Here is a 16,706-nt window from a genome sequence, read left to right as displayed (position 1 = left end):
TACAGCGACGTCAAACAGCAATTTTTATCAGTCGTTCTTGTAGCCGCATCAATCAGTATTATTTAGTAGGACACCTTAGCGGAGAAAACGTATGGCCTGGAATGAGCCTGGTGGTGGTAACCAGCACGACCCTTGGAGCAGCGGCGGCCGCCGCGGTGGCAATGGTGGCAACAAGGGGCCTGAGAACGGTAATAACGGTGGGAATAACGGTGGTGGAAACAACCAGGGCCCGCCTGATCTGGATGAAGCACTGAAAAAGTTTCAGGATAAGCTCAACACCATGTTGGGCGGTGGTGGCAAGAAGAAAGGTGGCAGCGGCCAAGGCGGTGGCGGTAACAAGCCGCGCAACACCTTTGCACTGCCTGGCCTGCTGATTGTCGTCGGTCTGGCCATCTGGGCAGCTTCCGGCTTCTATCTGGTTGACCAGTCTGAACGCGGTGTCGTACTGCGTTTTGGTAAATTCCAGGAAGTCGTCACGCCGGGTCTACAGTGGAATCCGCCACTGATTGATGACGTGCGTATGGTTAACGTCACACGGGTTCGCTCCTTGACCCAGACGCAGTCCATGCTGACCCGTGACGAAAACATCGTTGAAGTGGAAATTTCGGCTCAGTACCAGGTTTCCAACCCGAGTGATTTCGTCCTCAACCTGCGTGACCCGAACCTGTCGATCGAAAATGCCCTCGATTCGTCGCTTCGTCACGTGGTGGGCGGGACTGACATGATCGATATTCTAACCTCAGGTCGCGAGATTCTGGGCAGCTCGGTATCCAGCCGCTTGCAGTCCTACCTGGATTCTTACAATGCTGGTATTCGTCTACAGACGATCAACATCGAGTCCACGTCGGCGCCAGAGCCGGTCATCGATGCTTTCGATGATGTTATCCGCGCTCGTGAAGACCGACAGCGGATTATCAACCAGGGCATTGCCTACGCCAACGCGATTATTCCGGAAGCTCAGGGTCAGGCTCAGCGGATTGTTGAGCAAGGTCAGGGTTATCGTGAATCAGTGGTGGCAGAAGCCCAGGGTCAGGCCAACCGCTTTAATTCCCTGCTGGTTGAATACCGTAACTCGCCAGACATCATGCGTGAGCGCATGTACCTGGATGCCATCGAGGATGTCTTTGGTGGAACACCGAAGGTGCTGCTGGACGTCAGTGAGAATGCCCCCCTGATGTATTTGCCGCTGGATCAGATGCGCGGTAACAGCAATTCGTCTTCAAGCAGCAATAACGATGAAGAACTTGATCCGCGCGTGCTGGAACGCATGAGCAGCGGTCAGAGCAGCAGTTCATCATCCAACTCCAGTAATAGCTCTATTCGCAGGGAGGGCCGCTAAATGATTAATAATCGATCCCTGCTGATCGTCGGCGGTTTAGCCGCCGTTGCTTGGTTGGCCAGTAACAGCCTTTATGTCGTCGACGAAACGCAGCGTGCTGTAAAGCTTCGCTTTGGTGAAGTGGTTGAAGAAAATATCCAGCCGGGTCTGCACGTCAAGGTGCCGATCACTCAGACAATTCGTAAGTTCAATACCCGTCTGCTGATGCTGGACACGGATACCAGCCGCTATCTTACGCTTGAACAGAAAGCAGTTATTGTTGACTCCTACGTGATATGGCAGGTGGTTAATCCAACTCGCTATTATGAGGCAACGGCGGGCGATGAATTAATGGCCATCCGCTTGATTCAGCCCCGCGTCGATGAAAGCCTGCGTAATGAATTTGGCCGTTTGAACCTGCAGGAAATCATTTCCGAGCGGCGTGATGACCTGATGACAGGGCCAACGGAAGAGCTTGACAGGTTGATGCGCGACGAACTGGGTGTCGCGATTCGTGACATTCGTATCAAGCGTATCGATCTGCCACAGGATGTATCTGCAGCGGTATTTGACCGGATGCGCTCCGAGCGTGAGCGTGAAGCTCGTGAATGGCGCGCCCAAGGTCAGGAAGAGGCTGAGCGGATTCGCGCCAACGCCGACCGCCGCCGTACGGTACTGATCGCCCAGGCCAACGAGCGTTCTGAAACGTTACGCGGTGAAGGTGATGCGGAAGCGGCCAGAGTGTTCTCTGAAGCGTATAGCCAGGATGCTGAGTTCTTCTCCTTCTGGCGCAGCCTGAATGCCTACCGTGAGAGCTTCGCTGACAGCGAAAACCTCCTGGTGCTGGAGCCGGATAGCGAGTTCTTCCAGTATCTGCGTAGTGCCATGCCTTCCTCTGCCGAGGAATGAAGCAATAACCTATGCGTTTCGGGTAACCCTGCTGCCTTGGTGGGGTTCACCCATAAACGAAACGTGATAGACTTTTACATCTGTTGACCTAGCAACCGGGCGTCGCCCGGTTTTTTTGTGGTCCATACCTTGTGGTCTTAACATGGTGATCTGAGTCATTACATTGTTGGGCCTTCACTGTCGTCTCGCAGGATTGTTGACATGACCATTGCTGACCGCTGGCTATTGCCCGACGGCATGGATGAGGTGCTTCCGCCTCAGGCAAGCCGCATGGAAGAGCTGCGCCGTACCCTTTTGGATCTCTATTACTGTTGGGGTTACGATCTGGTAATGCCGCCTCCAGTTGAGTTTCTGGATTCCCTGCTGACTGGTACAGGGACAGATCTTGATCTACAGACCTTCAAGCTGACAGACCAGTTGACTGGCCGCATGATGGGCGCCACCGCTGACGTCACCCCTCAGGTCGCGCGCATGGATGCCCATTCAATGCGCCGCCAGGGGCCGGTCAGGCTGTGCTATTGCACCAATGTGCTACGTGCCCAGGCCGACCAGAATCAGGGCGGCCGAAGCCCTGTTCAGGTGGGGGTTGAACTGTTTGGGCATGCAGGCCTTGAAGCTGATAGTGAAATCATTCATCTGGCGATTTCCAGCCTGACGGCAGCGGGTGCTGACGAAATTCATCTGGCGCTTGGCCATATCGGCATCTACCGTAGCCTGGTGGAAGCTGCCGGACTTGATGATGATCAGGAAGCGGCCATCTTTGATGCCCTGGCGCTGAAATCCCCTGGGATGCTGGCTGAGCATGTAAATGCCAGCGTTAAGGACCCGGCATTGGCCAGCATGTTCAATGCGCTGGTTGAACTGCATGGTGATATTTCGGTGCTGGATCAGGCGCGTCATCTGTTTGCTGGGGCACCGCCGAGTGTGAGCGCTGCTCTGGATGAATTGAGAGCGCTGTATGAAGGTATTCGTGTTCGCTATGATGTTGACCTATATCTGGATCTGGCCGAGCTGCGTGGCTATCAGTACCACACCGGCATGATGTTTGCTGCCTATGCGCCGGGTTACGGCAAGGCGCTGGCCAAGGGTGGGCGCTATGATGATACTGGCCGGGCCTTTGGGCGGGCACGGCCAGCTACAGGGTTTTCCATGGATCTTAAACAGTTGGCTTCCCTGGCACCCGCTGCAGCCGCCAAGGGTGCTATCTGGGCACCGGCGCAGGAAGATGAAGCACTGAATCAGGCAATTGCAACGCTGCGTGAGCATGGCGAAAGGGTTATTCAGGCGCTGCCTGGGCAGGACACCGGGCCGGCGGCGCATTCATGCGACCGCCATCTTGAGTTAATTGATGGTCGTTGGCAGCCAACGACGCTGGCAGATGAGACGAGAGCATAATGGGTAAGAATGTCGTAGTACTAGGCACCCAGTGGGGTGATGAAGGTAAAGGCAAGATCGTCGATCTTTTGACTGAATCGGCGTCAGCGGTAGTGCGCTTTCAGGGCGGTCATAACGCTGGCCATACCCTGGTGATTGATGGCGAAAAGACGGTTCTGCACCTGATTCCCTCGGGGATTCTGCGTCAGGACAAAACCTGCGTCATCGGCAACGGCGTTGTGCTTTCACCGGAAGCGCTGCTCAAGGAAATTCTTGAGCTTGAGGCCAAAGATGTACCGGTACGCAAGCGCCTGCGGCTGTCGCCAGCCTGCCCGCTGATTCTGCCTTACCACGTTCGTCTGGATCAGGCGCGTGAAAAAGCCCGTGGTATCGCCAAAATTGGCACTACAGGGCGTGGTATCGGGCCGGCCTACGAGGATAAGGTGGCACGTCGCGGCTTGCGCCTGGGTGATATGCTGCACCGTGAGCGTTTTGCTTCCAAGCTGGGTGAAGTGCTCGACTATCACAACTTCGTGCTGACTCGCTATCACGGTGAAGAAGCCGTTGATTTCCAGGAAGTGCTTGATGACGCCATGCGTATGGCCGAAGAGCTGCGCCCCATGGTCAGCGATACCGTAGGCCTGGTACATGCTCTGCGCCGTCAGGGTGACAATATCCTGTTTGAGGGCGCGCAAGGCTCGCTGCTGGATATTGACCATGGCACCTATCCCTTTGTGACCAGCTCCAACACCACGGCAGGCGGCACCGCAACAGGTTCTGGCGTTGGCCCGCTGTATCTGGATTACGTGCTGGGTATCACCAAGGCGTACACCACCCGGGTGGGTTCGGGGCCATTCCCGACCGAGCTGTTTGATGACCACGGTCGTCATCTGGCTGAAAGGGGCCATGAATTTGGGGCTACCACGGGGCGTCCGCGGCGCTGCGGCTGGTTTGATGCGGTTGCCCTGCGCCATGCGGTGCAGATCAACTCGGTGTCGGGCATCTGCCTGACCAAGCTGGATGTGCTTGACGGCCTTGAAAATATCCGCGTCTGCGTGGGCTATCGCAGCAAGGACGGCGATGTTCTGGATACGCCGGTCGATTCAGAAGGCTATGAAGCGGTTGAGCCGCTTTATGAAGATCTGCCGGGCTGGAAAGAGTCCACCCTGGGAGTGAAGCGGGTGGAAGATCTGCCTGCCAATGCGCGTTCCTACATCAGCTTTCTTGAAGAGCAGGTGGGCACCAGCATTGATATTATTTCGACTGGGCCTGACCGTATCGAAACGATTGTATTGCGCAATCCGTTTGATGGCTGAAAATGGCTTGAACAGCAAAAAGGCGCCCACTGGCGCCTTTTTGATTTTACGGCTGCCTCAATGGTTCAGTAATCAATACCGCGACGGGCCTGGATGCCGTTATTGAAAGCGTGGCGGACTTCCTGCATTTCAGTCACCGTATCGGCCATGTCAATCAGTTCACGGTGGGCGTTGCGTCCGGTGATCACGACGGTCTGTTCGTGGGGGCGGTTTTCCAGCGCCTGCTTGACCGTTTCGATATCTAGATAGCCGAATTTCAGCATATAGGTGATTTCATCCAGTACCACCAGATAGACGTCAGGATCTGCCAGCATTTTGGCGGCTGATTGCCACACTTCTTTGCAGGCACGAGTGTCTTCTTCGCGGTTTTGGGTGTCCCAGGTAAAGCCCGTTGCCATGATGGCGACTTCCAGGTTGCTGTCGTCTTCCAGGCGATTGCGTTCACCGCATTCCCAAAGCCCTTTGATAAACTGTACGACACCAACGCGGTAACCATAGCCCAGCGCACGTGTAACGGTGCCCCAGGCGGCAGTGGTCTTGCCTTTGCCATTGCCAGTATTGATCAGCAAAAGTCCGCGCTGCTCGGTCGCATTGGCGACTTTTTCGTCGACATGGGCTTTTAGTTTCTCCATCGACGCCTTGTGACGTGAATCGCGATCGCTCATGAAACTCCTCTTTGCCAAGTAACGGCGGCTTGCGCCTGCTCTTGGGAATTGATGATCAAAATTGAGTAGCGCTAGTATGCCTGATTGATGATGGCCAAGGGAATCCGCAGCAACAATTTGTGTATAGGTTTCTTGGTAATAAATACGCCTGATGTAGAAGCCTTGTGGATTTTTCGCCGACCAGTCAACGGCTTTGACAATGCTAGACCAGTCAAAATGGCCTTAGCGTTGGCCGTGAACAGGGTTGCTGCTCTAGAATGGAAAACTATCTTAAATCAGGAATACACCATGCCTTCATTTGATATTGTCTCTGAGTTTGATCAGCACGAAGCCACTAATGCAGTGGATCAAGCCAACCGCGAAGTCCAGTCACGCTTTGATTTCAAGGGCGTTGATGCCAGCTTTACACTGGAAGGAGAAAGCGTAACGCTGGAAGCGGAAGTTGATTTCCAGCTCAAGCAGATGCTTGATGTATTGCGCAATCGGTTGATTGCCCGCGGTATTGATGCGCGCTGCATGGAACCTGAAGACCCTGAGTTGTCAGGTGTCAAAGCACGCCAGACGGTTAAGCTCAAACAGGGGCTGGAAGCTGCCGATGCCAAGGATATCGTCAAGCGCATCAAGGCCACCAAAGCCAAGGTGCAGGCCCAGATTCAGGGCGAAAAGGTGCGCGTGACCGGCAAAAAGCGCGATGACCTGCAAGGTATCATGGCGCTTTTGCGCAGCGAAGAAGGGCCGGATTTACCCTTGCAGTTTGACAACTTCCGCGATTAAACCCAGCGCCATGGACAGCGAAGGCGCTTGCCTTCCCTTCATTATTTCAACGGCTTTCATAGCATCAGGAGTCATGCATCATGTCCGAACCCCAGCCGGTTTACCTCAGCGACTATCAGCCGCCTGCCTACCGGGTGACCCATACCGAGCTGACCTTTGATCTTGACCCTTCCCATACTCGCGTTCGAGCGCGCCTGTCGATAGAGCGCCACCCAGAAGCAACCCGTACGACCCCCTTGGTGCTTGAAGGTGAAAAGCTCACTCTTGAAGCGCTGGCGATCGACGGTCAGCCGCTGGGAGAGCATGAATACCGGGTTGATAACCACGGGCTGGTGATCAACACGGTACCGGCTGCCTTTGTACTCGACAGTGAGGTGATGATTGCCCCTGAGCAAAACACGGCGCTTGAGGGGCTTTACCAGTCAAATGGCATGTATTGCACCCAGTGTGAAGCGCAGGGATTCCGGCGGATCACCTTTTATCCTGATCGCCCCGATGTGATGGCGACCTTCCGGGTGACCGTGATCGGTAACCAAGACCAGGAACCCGTGCTGTTGGCCAACGGCAACCCGGTGGAAGAGGGCGCGCTTGAAGGTGGGCGCCACTTTGTTACCTGGGAAGACCCTCACCCCAAGCCTTGCTATCTGTTTGCCCTGGTGGCGGGAGATTTGCGCAAGGTTGAAGATCACTTCACCACCATGAATGGGCGCGAGGTGACCCTGCAGCTATGGGTGGAAGAAGAAAACCTCAGCAAGACTGACCACGCCATGGCCTCGCTCAAGCGTGCCATGGCCTGGGATGAAACGACCTATGGTCGCGAGTATGATCTGGATCTGTTCATGATCGTGGCGGTCAACGACTTCAATATGGGGGCCATGGAAAATAAAGGCCTGAATATTTTTAACTCTGCTGCAGTGCTGACCCACCCGGATACCGCCACCGATGCGGCCTTTCAGCAGGTGGAAGGCATTGTGGCCCATGAGTATTTCCATAACTGGTCAGGTAATCGGGTGACCTGCCGTGACTGGTTTCAGCTGTCTCTCAAGGAAGGCTTTACGGTTTTTCGCGACCAATGTTTTTCGGCGGATACCAACTCAGCGCCGGTCAAGCGTATTCAGGATGTGTCCTTTTACCGTACCGCCCAGTTTGCTGAAGATGCGGGGCCGAGCGCTCATCCTGTCAGGCCTGACCACTACATTGAAATTACCAACTTCTACACCCTGACGATTTACGAAAAGGGTGCTGAAATCGTTCGTATGCTGTGCAATCTGGTCGGATGGGACACTTTCCGTCAGGGTAGTGATCTGTACTTTGAACGCTTTGATGGCCAAGCGGTGACTATCGAAGATTTTGTTGCCTGTATGGCTGAAGTTTCCCATCTGGATCTTGGCCAGTTCATGTGCTGGTATGATCAGGCAGGTACGCCGGAAATCGACGCTCACGGTGAATATGATTACGCCCATGCCGAGTACCATCTGACCCTGCGCCAGCGAACGCCAGCAACGCCAGGCCAGACTGACAAACAACCCTTGCATATTCCGGTCAGAATGGGGCTTGTCGGCACTAAGTCCGGCCAGGATCTGACCCTGACGCTGGACGGTGAAAAGCACGGCAAGGATAGCGTTATTCACTTGCGCGAAGCTGAACAGACCTTTGTGTTTACCGATGTGGCTGAGGCCCCTGTGCCGTCTCTGCTGCGCAACTTCTCTGCACCGGTGAAGCTGCAGTTCCCCTATTCACGCGAAGAGCTGGCCTTTCTGCTGACTCATGACAGCGATGGCTTCAACCGTTGGGATGCTGGTCAGCGCCTTGCCATGTTGGCACTGGATGACCTGATTGCGGCTCACCGCAACGGGGTTGAAAAGGTCATGGATAGCCGGGTCACCGACGCCTATCGCCTGTTGCTGACCACTCACACCGACGATAAGGCGGTTCTGGCTGAGATGCTGGCATTGCCGTCCGAAGCCTATATTGCCGAGCAGCAGCCGCTGGTGGATGTGGATGCTATTCATGCGGCGCGTGAGTTTGTCAGGCAGTCACTGGCCTTTGCGCTGCGTGATGAGCTGCTGGCTGTCTATCAGGCCAACATCAGTGCAGAGCCCTATGCGCCGACGCCCCAGCAGATTGGCCAGCGTAGCCTCAAAAACGTAGCACTTGCCTACCTGATGGCGATTGAAGATGCCGAAGCGATTGCGCTTTGCCAGCAGCAGTTTGAGGCGGCTCACAATATGACCGATGTACGCCATGCCTTGATGCTGCTGGTGCATAGTTCCCGTGACGATCTGGCGAGCCCGACATTGAAGGCGTTTGGCGAGAAGTGGGCACATGATCCTCTGGTGATGGATCAGTGGTTTAGCGTACAGGTCACAAGACCTCAGGAAGATGCGCTGGAGCGGGTCAAATATCTGATGCAGCACCCCGCCTTCTCGCTAAAAAATCCCAATCGGGTACGCGCCCTGATTGGTGCCTTTACCCAGAACCGGGTCAACTTCCACCGAATTGACGGTGAGGGCTACCGCCTGTTGGCCGATGTGGTGATTGAGCTGAATCGTCTGAATCCTGAAATTGCTGCGCGCCTGGTGACACCTCTGACTCGCTGGCAGCGTTTTGATGAGACGCGTCAGGCCTTGATGAAAGAGGCCTTGTTACGCATTCAGCAAGAACCGCTTTCAGCCAATGTCTATGAGGTCGTTGAGAAGGCTCTGGCCTAGATTGATCAGGACGCCAACAATAGCCGGATAAAGGAAATCATATTGAGTCAGCCTGCTCCTCGTTACCTCTTGATCGTCAACGGTAAGTCATCAGGTGAACTTGCACTGCGCAACGCTGTCTATCAGCAGCGCAAAGCCGGAATGGATCTCACCGTGCGCGTCACCTGGGAAGAGGGTGACGCAACCGTGTTTACCCATCAGGCGGGGCAGGAAGGCTTTACTCATGTGATCGCCGGGGGCGGCGATGGAACCGTTAATGAGGTCGTCAACGGCTTGATGCGCCTACCCAGAGAACAGCGCCCGGTAATGGGGGTTGTGCCGCTGGGAAGTGCCAATGATTTTGCCCGTTCGATAGGCTTGCCGCTGGCGCCGCAGCAGGCGCTGGAGGCAGTCTGCGAGTATGACCCACAGGCAATTGATGTGGTGCTGATCAATGCTACTCAGTCAAAAGCCCACTTTACGGCCCAGAACGAAGGCACCCAAGGCTCTGTTAACCAGCGTTATGTCAATCAGTACTATGTCAACATGCTGACGGGCGGTTTTGGTGCTGAAGTGACCTCTTCCACGCCCAAGCGGTTGAAACGTCTGTTGGGGGGTGGGGCCTACTCGATCATGGGGGCAGCCAAGGCGTGGCGACATCGCAGCTATCAGGGTACCCTCAACTGGGGGGCAGGAGAGGTTGAAACGTCCTTGCTGCTGCTAGGGTTGGGTAATGGACGCCAGTCTGGGGGTGGGCAGCTGTTAGCCCCCAGGGCAAGGTTGAACGATGGCTACCTTGATGTCCTGATGGTGCGTGATTTTAGCAGCATGGCCAAACTGCCCCGGTTAATGGAAGAATTAAAGTCGTTTCCCGCTGAGGGAGAATTTGTGAGTTACTTTGCAACCCGCAAAATCACGGTGACAAGTCAGCCCATGGAGGCTTGCTGGCCGTTGACACTGGATGGTGAGGCACGTCATTTTGAGGCTTTTTCAGCAGAAGTTGAGCCACTGGCACTGTCGGTCGCCATGCGAGCCGATTCAGCCCTGCTGGCGCCTTAAAGGAATACATAGCGATTAATTTGATGATATGGAGAATACGCAGATGGCAAACCGTTTTTGGCTTCCCACCCTGATAGCTGTTTCACTTCTGTTAAGCGCCTGCGGCGACAGTACGGAATCTGAAAGCACGGCTACAGATGAAAGCACCACCGCGAGTGAACAGGTAGAGCAGCAGGATAATACCGCCGCCGAGCAGGAAACTGCTGCTGATGAAGTGTCAGCTGAGCAGACTGAAGATGCCTCTGCTGAGGAAGCATCCGTAGAACAACAGGCGGAAGACGTATCCGAAGAGCCGGTTGAGTCCGGTGGGGAAGACGTTGCCGCCGATGAGGAAACGCTGACAACTGATCCCGAGTCTGTGATTGATGAAGATTCTGCCTTGCCTGGTGAAGTGACGTCCTCAGACGTTGATGAGGTGATCAATGCCACGGAACAGCGTTTTGATGAAGCCCAGGAAGCGTTGGATCAGCAGTTTGAAGAAGCTCGCTCACAGACAAGCGATACGCTGCAAGAGGCTGAAGATCAGCTTGACGAAGCGGATAGCGAATTCGGTTCAGATATAGACTCGCTGGCTGATGAAGCTGACGAAAAGGTTGAGGCTATTGCTGATGAAGTGGAAGCCGAACTGAACGCAACCTCAGATGAAGCCTCTTCAGACAGCATGATGGAGAGTCTTGAGCAAGGAGAAAGCCAGGCGGCTGAGAACGTTCAGGAATTTATTGATGATACCGAGCGGCGTTTCGAAGAAGCCCAGCAGGAGCTTGAAAATCAGTTCAATGAACTAAAGGAACAGCAGGGAAGTGACGGGTCAGATTCCAGTGAGGCCACCGAGGACAGCATGAGTGAGGGCAGCGCTGGTCAGGAAGACGAAGAATCAGCAAGCGAATAGCGGTTAGTTGGAAATGCCTTCCAACGAGAAGGCCCACAGATAAATCTGTGGGCCTTTTTAATAACTATCGTGACAATGCGGTCAGTGATAGTTCAATAAACGTTTGCTATTAAGCAGGACGAATATTGGAGGCCTGAAGGCCCTTCTTGCCTTGCGTGACGTCAAAAGAAACCTTTTGACCGTCTTGAAGGGATTTGAAGCCTTCAGCCTGAATTTCAGAGAAGTGGGCAAAAAGATCGTCGCCGCCGTCATCAGGAGAGATGAAGCCGAAACCTTTTGTATCGTTAAACCACTTGACAGTACCAGTTGCCATTATCAATTTCCTTACATGCTTAATGATATTGCAAGCAGGCATCTCCTGCTCACATTGACAATGTAGATGTTCTGCGCATGCACGTCCAGTGAAATAAAGATGATTTTTTTAATATTTCAACTCTGCTTAAGATAAGTAAATAGGCTATCTTGGGCACCTATCATTTATATTCTCGATCAAACGTCGAGTATTTTCTTTATGCAAGAGAGGGGCCAATGCCAGTCTGGGAGTTTGTTGATGGTCAGTTCTGGGCATTTCTGATAGCGGTAACGCTACTTTCAATCAGCCCGGGCGTGGATACTTTGCTGGTGATTCGTAACACCGCCCGCGGTGGCGTCAAGGACGGAGTTGTTACCAGTCTGGCAATCTGTAGCGGCCTGTTTGTCCACGCCACTATTTCGGCGCTGGGGATCTCACTCATTTTGCTTCAGTCGGCCTGGGCCTTTCATGCCCTTAAAATGCTGGGAGCGGCCTACCTGGTATGGCTGGGGGTGGCCAGCCTGAAAGCCGCATGGCGCGGTCAGGGGTTGCAGGTTGAGGGCGTCTTGCATGGCACCAAGTCTGTAGGGCGCTGGCAACCCGCCAAGGAAGGCCTTTTGTCCAATGTGCTCAACCCCAAGACGATAGTGTTTTATATGGCTTTTCTGCCCCAGTTTATTGCCCCCGGCGACCCCGCCTTGGCCAAATCCTTATGGCTGGCGGGTATCCACTTCATGATTGCCAATGCCTGGCAGATCAGCGTTGCTCTGATGATAGGGGGCGCCAGCCAATGGTTGGCTAGCGCTCGCTTTGCCCGGGCGCTTAATGGTCTGACAGGCAGTGTCCTGGTGGCTTTTGGCATCAAGCTGGCCATGGAGCAAAGGCCTGTCTGACGGAGCAGTTAGCACTATGGGCGATTCAGCAGGCTGACATCATAGCGTACGCCTTGCTCTTGCGGGTTAAGCAGGGAGACTCCCTGGGGGCTACCACCCTGGCTGAGAGCTGCGAAAATTGCCCGATAGGTCAGCACGGCCTGCACATAGTGACGGGTTTCACGAAACGGAATCCGTTCAACAAACAAGTCGAATTCATTGATACCTTCTTCCCTCAGCCAGCGATCAACCCGCCCAGGGCCAGCATTGTAGGCGGCAGCGGCAGCCAATCGGTTGCCCCGGTAACGCTCAAGCTTATCGCGGATATAGGTGCTACCCAGGCGGATGTTCAGCTCAGGGTCAAGCACACCGTAGGGGCCAGGGTCGGCAATGCCCAACTCGCGGCTAAGCTGAGTGGCGGTACCAGGCATCAGTTGCATCAAACCACGCGCGCCGGCAGGTGAAAGTGCTGCCGGATTATAGGCACTTTCACGCCGGGCAATGGCCATCAGCAGGTAGGGATCCACGCCTGTCACGCGTCCCCAGTGCATGAACTGGTCGCGGTAAGCCTCGGGGAAACGCCAGGCAAGGGCATCCCAGAGTTGCGCGGCTATGGTGGTTTGCACCAAGAGGGCATCCCAGCCGCGTGAATCGGCATAATCTGCCATGGCCCGAGCCGTCTCACCTGAGGCGTGGCGGGCGGCATTGAGCCATTCACTGTTTGCCAGCCCCTCTTCGCCGATGCGCATCAGGGCCTCAGTACGCTGAACGGCTGGCAGGTTGGCGATACGCTGGCGGCTGGCAGGGTCTGGGGTGTAGGTTTCGATATTCAGGGGAAGCGGTTGATTGATGCGTTCAGCGGCGGCGAAGCCAAAAAAGTCGCGTTGGCCTGCGGCCTGAAAGAAGTGCGCCTCGGCGGCTTGCTGGTTGCCTTGCTGCTCGCTGGCACGCCCGAGCCAATACTGCCAGCGGCTGTCGTTACGCTGTTCATCGTTCATGCTGGCGATCCACTGCTGCACGGCCGTCCAGTCCCTGGCTTGCAGGGCGCGGCGCACACCTAGTTCCAGTACTCTTTCACTCTCAAGCGTCGGTAAGGTACGGTCGACCCAGGCGTATGAACTGGAGACTTCCCTGAGCAACGCATAGAAAGCCAGTTCCTCTTCAATGGCCTGCCGGGTGTCGGCTGGCAGTGACAGCCGATCGGCCAGCGATGGCCATACGGATAGGGCACCCTGGGTGTTCTCCCTGGTCAGTCGCTGCATGGCTGCACGATAAAAAGCAGGGGTTGCCGCGCACTCAGGGCCAAGGCAACTCGGCGCATCATAGAGGGAACCAGCACTAGCCGTTGATTCTACGCGCTGGATGGCAGCCTGCCAGCGGCTGTCTAGCAGGCCACCCAGGTAGCTCATCAGGCCGCGTTCGCCAGCTTCCCATGCCAGCATCTTGCGCTCCCAGATGGCTTGTTGATCAATCACGCCGCGGCTGCGCAGGCTATCAAACAGGCTGTTGCAGGCATCCGGCTGGGAACGCCCGGTCAGCCATAGCTCTTTTCCGCCCTCGTAGGCTTGCTGAGGGGTTAGATCCAGCCAGGCCGTGTAGAAATAGCATTGTCGCTCAGTCGTTGAAGGGGGTTGTGTCGCGATGGTCCTGATGTCAGCCCACTGGCGGGCTTTGCCATACTCACTGAGGGCCTGCCCCTGAAGCCAGGCCGCCAGGGGGGCGTCGCTGTGTCTGTCCATGTAATCTTTAACACGTTCAGGCGCCAAGTCGGGCAAACGCCCTTTAAGCTGATGGTACTCAATATAGCCGCCCAGAATATGCTGGCTTGTGACCTGGGTGTCGATACGTTCCCAGCGTTGGGCGCGGGCATCATTGAGGGCGCTGCGCATATCGGCGTCGCTGATGAATTGCCCGGCAGCGGGCGCAGCCAGCGACAGGGCGCCCAGTAAGGCCAGCACACGGCCAATGCCGCAAGCTGGGTGTCTAGGCAGGAAACAGCGTGGCATAAATAATTTCTCCAGGGAGCCGTTTAACGGCATGTTTTAAGATAGCTTAACGTGGTCAGGAGATGAACGAATCGTTTTAATGACTTTCCAATATATTAGCAAAAAGGAGAACGATATTACGATGAAGCCTTTATCTGGTGGCTGGCTGATGCGGCGCCTGACCTCCCGCGCCTGGGTGATTAAACGCATTGTTCGTGCGCTGAAATGGTTTTTCCCCATGACCCGGGATGTCGTGCGGGGTGATTTTCGCCCCGTTCCGTGGCGCGCCTTTGGCTATATGCTGTTGGCGGTGGCCTATCTTGTGCTGCCCTTTGATCTGATTCCCGACTTTTTGCTGTTGATCGGCCTGGTGGATGACGTCGTGATTGTTGGCTGGCTGCTCAACCGTATTGACCTGCATTTAGCGGATTACCGCCTCTGGAAGCAGGGGCCTGATGACGGTCAGGACGCATCGTCCACCACGCCTTGAAAAAAAACTGTACAGCCCCATATCTGCAACACTTGATTCACATAGCAACAGGCAACGTCCGTTGTCTGCTGTTCCATAAACAATATGCAATCACTTGTTGAGGGCTGAACGAATGACCACCGCCACCCACGAAGAAACACTTGGCTTTCAGACAGAGGTTAAACAGCTTCTGAATCTGATGATTCACTCGCTGTACTCTAACCGTGAAATTTTTCTGCGTGAAATGATTTCCAACGCGGCGGATGCCTGCGACAAGCTGCGCTATGCCGCTCTGGATAACGATGCCCTGTATGAAGGTGACAGCGAGCTGCGCATCGAGATCGAACACGACAGCGAAGCAAACACTGTCACCGTACGCGATAACGGCATCGGCATGAATCGTGATGATGTTATCAGCAATCTGGGTACCATTGCGCGCAGCGGCACGGCTGATTTTCTCAAGCAGCTTTCCGGCGAACAGCAAAAAGATGCCCGTTTGATCGGCCAGTTCGGGGTGGGTTTCTATTCTGGCTTTATCGTCGCTGATGAAGTAACTGTGCGCACCCGTAAGGCTGGCAGTGAAAAAAGCGAAGGCGTTGAATGGCGCTCCAAAGGTGAGGGCGAATTCACGGTAGCGGATATCGAACGCGAGATTCATGGCACCGAAATTATTCTTCACTTGAAGGAAGATGCCAATGAGTTTGCCGACGATTACCGCCTGCAGAGCCTGGTGCGTAAGTACTCCGATCACATCGAAGTTCCGGTACGCATGCCCAAGACCGAAACCGCCAAGGATGATGACGGCAACGAAATCGAGGGTAGTGAAGTGACTACCTGGGAAACCGTCAACGAAGCCACGGCGTTGTGGGTGCGCCCCAAGGGTGAAATTTCCGATGAAGAGTACAAGGCCTTCTATAAGCATGTCGCCCATGACTTCAGCGACCCGCTGACATGGAGCCATAACAAGGTAGAAGGCAAACTGGAATACACCAGCCTTCTGTATGTGCCGGGCCGTGCTCCTTTCGATCTGTATGAGCGTGACGGTGCCCGTGGCGTCAAGCTTTACGTGCAGCGCGTCTTCATCATGGATGACGCTGAACAGTTCCTGCCACTTTACCTGCGTTTTATCAAGGGCGTATTGGACACCCGTGATCTCTCGTTGAACGTGTCCCGCGAACTGCTCCAACAGGATCCCAAGGTCGACAAAATCAAGGGAGCACTCACCAAGCGCGCCCTGGATATGCTCAAGAAGCTGGCCAAGGATAAAGACGGCTATCAGACCTTCTGGAACACCTTCGGCAGCGTATTGAAAGAAGGCCCGGGTGAAGATCCGTCTAACCGGGAGAAAATTGCCGGCTTGCTGCGTTTTTCTTCAACCCACACCGATAGCAGTACCCAGGATCAGTCGCTGGCGGACTACATTGAGCGCATGAAGGAAGGACAGCAGAAGATTTACTACATTGTGGCTGACGGCTTCAATGCGGCGAAAAACAGCCCGCACCTGGAAATCTTCCGCAAGAAAGGCATCGAAGTCCTGTTGCTGCATGACCGCATCGATGAATGGTTGATGAGCCACCTCAGCGAGTTTGACGGTAAATCATTAGCCGATGTCGCCAAGGGCGAACTTGATCTGGGCGATGTGGAAGACGAAGAAGAGAAGAAGGCGCAGGAAGAAACCGCAAAATCTAAGGAAGATCTGGTCAAGCGGGTTAAAGAAGCGCTGGGTGAAGGCGTGCAGGAAGTCAAGGTCACTCATCGCCTGACCGACTCACCCGCCTGTGTCGTTCTGCCTGAGCATGAAATGGGCTTTCAGATGCGCCGCATCATGGAAGCAGCAGGCCAGCCGTTGCCAGAGGTCAAGCCGATTCTAGAGCTCAACCCCGAGCATGCCCTGGTAGGCCGTCTGGAAGGGGCTGAAGGCGATACCTTTACGGATCTGGCGCATATCCTGCTGGATCAGGCGATCATTGCTGAAGGTGGACATCTGGACGACCCGGCGGCTTACGTCAAACGCCTTAACAGCGTACTAACGGCTTAAAACCGTGTTTAAGTAGACTGCGGCCCGTCAGGATTCCCTGGCGGGCCCTTTGTTTT

General features: G+C 54.9%; 14 protein-coding genes. 11 read left to right on the top strand and 3 right to left on the bottom strand.

Annotated elements, in window-relative coordinates; genetic code table 11:
- Positions 1 to 91: 91 nt before the first annotated feature.
- The 4 genes from hflK (at position 92) to OR573_10475 (ending at position 4,917) form a co-directional block, all read left to right on the top strand.
- Complete coding sequence (gene hflK, locus OR573_10490) at positions 92 to 1,339, top strand: FtsH protease activity modulator HflK (GenBank protein ID XGA78937.1); 1,248 nt, start codon at positions 92 to 94, stop codon at positions 1,337 to 1,339.
- A complete protein-coding gene (gene hflC / locus OR573_10485; GenBank protein XGA78936.1) occupies positions 1,340 to 2,227 on the top strand; it encodes a protease modulator HflC in 888 nt (295 codons plus the stop codon).
- A 201-nt stretch (positions 2,228 to 2,428) separates the two neighbouring features.
- On the top strand, positions 2,429 to 3,622 hold the full coding sequence (locus tag OR573_10480) for an ATP phosphoribosyltransferase regulatory subunit (protein ID XGA78935.1): 1,194 nt from the start codon (positions 2,429 to 2,431) through the stop codon (positions 3,620 to 3,622).
- The gene (locus OR573_10475) at positions 3,622 to 4,917 is read left to right on the top strand and encodes an adenylosuccinate synthase (protein XGA78934.1); all 1,296 of its coding nucleotides are present in this window, start codon (positions 3,622 to 3,624) and stop codon (positions 4,915 to 4,917) included. Before OR573_10480 ends, OR573_10475 begins: the two co-directional genes overlap by 1 nt.
- Positions 4,918 to 4,982: 65 nt before the next feature.
- On the opposite strand, the gene cobO is transcribed toward OR573_10475, so the two are convergent.
- Positions 4,983 to 5,582, bottom strand: coding sequence for a cob(I)yrinic acid a,c-diamide adenosyltransferase (cobO, locus tag OR573_10470; protein XGA78933.1), 600 nt, complete (start codon positions 5,580 to 5,582; stop codon positions 4,983 to 4,985).
- Positions 5,583 to 5,870: 288 nt separating this feature from the next.
- Between cobO and OR573_10465 the strand changes: the two genes are divergently transcribed.
- The 4 genes from OR573_10465 to OR573_10450 all read left to right on the top strand — a co-directional run bounded on the left by OR573_10465 (position 5,871) and on the right by OR573_10450 (position 10,994).
- On the top strand, positions 5,871 to 6,356 hold the full coding sequence (locus tag OR573_10465) for a YajQ family cyclic di-GMP-binding protein (protein XGA78932.1): 486 nt from the start codon (positions 5,871 to 5,873) through the stop codon (positions 6,354 to 6,356).
- An 80-nt stretch (positions 6,357 to 6,436) separates the two neighbouring features.
- On the top strand, positions 6,437 to 9,067 hold the full coding sequence (gene pepN / locus OR573_10460; GenBank protein ID XGA78931.1) for an aminopeptidase N: 2,631 nt from the start codon (positions 6,437 to 6,439) through the stop codon (positions 9,065 to 9,067).
- Between the two features lie 42 nt (positions 9,068 to 9,109).
- Positions 9,110 to 10,105 (top strand): lipid kinase YegS, encoded by a 996-nt coding sequence (gene yegS, locus OR573_10455; protein XGA78930.1) that lies wholly within the window; start codon positions 9,110 to 9,112, stop codon positions 10,103 to 10,105.
- A 43-nt stretch (positions 10,106 to 10,148) separates the two neighbouring features.
- Positions 10,149 to 10,994 (top strand): hypothetical protein, encoded by an 846-nt coding sequence (locus tag OR573_10450; GenBank protein ID XGA78929.1) that lies wholly within the window; start codon positions 10,149 to 10,151, stop codon positions 10,992 to 10,994.
- A gap of 109 nt (positions 10,995 to 11,103) precedes the next feature.
- Here OR573_10450 and OR573_10445 read toward each other — a convergent pair whose 3' ends face one another.
- Complete coding sequence (locus tag OR573_10445; GenBank protein XGA78928.1) at positions 11,104 to 11,307, bottom strand: cold-shock protein; 204 nt, start codon at positions 11,305 to 11,307, stop codon at positions 11,104 to 11,106.
- A 215-nt stretch (positions 11,308 to 11,522) separates the two neighbouring features.
- On the opposite strand from OR573_10445, the gene OR573_10440 reads away from it, so the two are divergent.
- Entirely contained in the window at positions 11,523 to 12,179 is a 657-nt protein-coding gene (locus OR573_10440; GenBank protein ID XGA78927.1) for a LysE family translocator, read from the top strand.
- A 14-nt stretch (positions 12,180 to 12,193) separates the two neighbouring features.
- Here OR573_10440 and OR573_10435 read toward each other — a convergent pair whose 3' ends face one another.
- Positions 12,194 to 14,164 carry a transglycosylase SLT domain-containing protein gene (locus tag OR573_10435; GenBank protein XGA78926.1) on the bottom strand — a complete coding sequence of 657 codons (1,971 nt, stop codon included), beginning with the start codon at positions 14,162 to 14,164 and terminating at the stop codon, positions 12,194 to 12,196.
- 121 nt (positions 14,165 to 14,285) lie between these two features.
- Here OR573_10435 and OR573_10430 point away from each other — a divergent pair, with 121 nt between their 5' ends.
- Positions 14,286 to 14,633 (top strand): DUF1232 domain-containing protein, encoded by a 348-nt coding sequence (locus OR573_10430; protein XGA78925.1) that lies wholly within the window; start codon positions 14,286 to 14,288, stop codon positions 14,631 to 14,633.
- A gap of 112 nt (positions 14,634 to 14,745) precedes the next feature.
- Positions 14,746 to 16,650 (top strand): molecular chaperone HtpG, encoded by a 1,905-nt coding sequence (gene htpG, locus OR573_10425; protein XGA78924.1) that lies wholly within the window; start codon positions 14,746 to 14,748, stop codon positions 16,648 to 16,650.
- Positions 16,651 to 16,706 lie beyond the last annotated feature (56 nt).

This window comes from Halomonas sp. CH40 (assembly GCA_041875495.1).
In the GTDB taxonomy this organism is placed as follows: domain Bacteria; phylum Pseudomonadota; class Gammaproteobacteria; order Pseudomonadales; family Halomonadaceae; genus Vreelandella.
Note: the sequence above shows the minus strand (reverse complement) of the source record. Positions and strands in the feature narration are given on the sequence as shown.

Excerpts from the sequence above, each read along its gene's own strand:
- hflK (XGA78937.1), top strand. The coding sequence starts at position 92 with ATGGCCTGGAATGAGCCTGGTGGTGGTAACCAGCACGACCCTTGGAGC.
- hflC (XGA78936.1), top strand. The coding sequence starts at position 1,340 with ATGATTAATAATCGATCCCTGCTGATCGTCGGCGGTTTAGCCGCCGTT.
- OR573_10480 (XGA78935.1), top strand. The coding sequence starts at position 2,429 with ATGACCATTGCTGACCGCTGGCTATTGCCCGACGGCATGGATGAGGTG.
- OR573_10475 (XGA78934.1), top strand. The coding sequence starts at position 3,622 with ATGGGTAAGAATGTCGTAGTACTAGGCACCCAGTGGGGTGATGAAGGT.
- cobO (XGA78933.1), bottom strand. The coding sequence starts at position 5,582 with ATGAGCGATCGCGATTCACGTCACAAGGCGTCGATGGAGAAACTAAAA.
- OR573_10465 (XGA78932.1), top strand. The coding sequence starts at position 5,871 with ATGCCTTCATTTGATATTGTCTCTGAGTTTGATCAGCACGAAGCCACT.
- pepN (XGA78931.1), top strand. The coding sequence starts at position 6,437 with ATGTCCGAACCCCAGCCGGTTTACCTCAGCGACTATCAGCCGCCTGCC.
- OR573_10450 (XGA78929.1), top strand. The coding sequence starts at position 10,149 with ATGGCAAACCGTTTTTGGCTTCCCACCCTGATAGCTGTTTCACTTCTG.
- OR573_10445 (XGA78928.1), bottom strand. The coding sequence starts at position 11,307 with ATGGCAACTGGTACTGTCAAGTGGTTTAACGATACAAAAGGTTTCGGC.
- OR573_10440 (XGA78927.1), top strand. The coding sequence starts at position 11,523 with ATGCCAGTCTGGGAGTTTGTTGATGGTCAGTTCTGGGCATTTCTGATA.
- OR573_10435 (XGA78926.1), bottom strand. The coding sequence starts at position 14,164 with ATGCCACGCTGTTTCCTGCCTAGACACCCAGCTTGCGGCATTGGCCGT.
- OR573_10430 (XGA78925.1), top strand. The coding sequence starts at position 14,286 with ATGAAGCCTTTATCTGGTGGCTGGCTGATGCGGCGCCTGACCTCCCGC.
- htpG (XGA78924.1), top strand. The coding sequence starts at position 14,746 with ATGACCACCGCCACCCACGAAGAAACACTTGGCTTTCAGACAGAGGTT.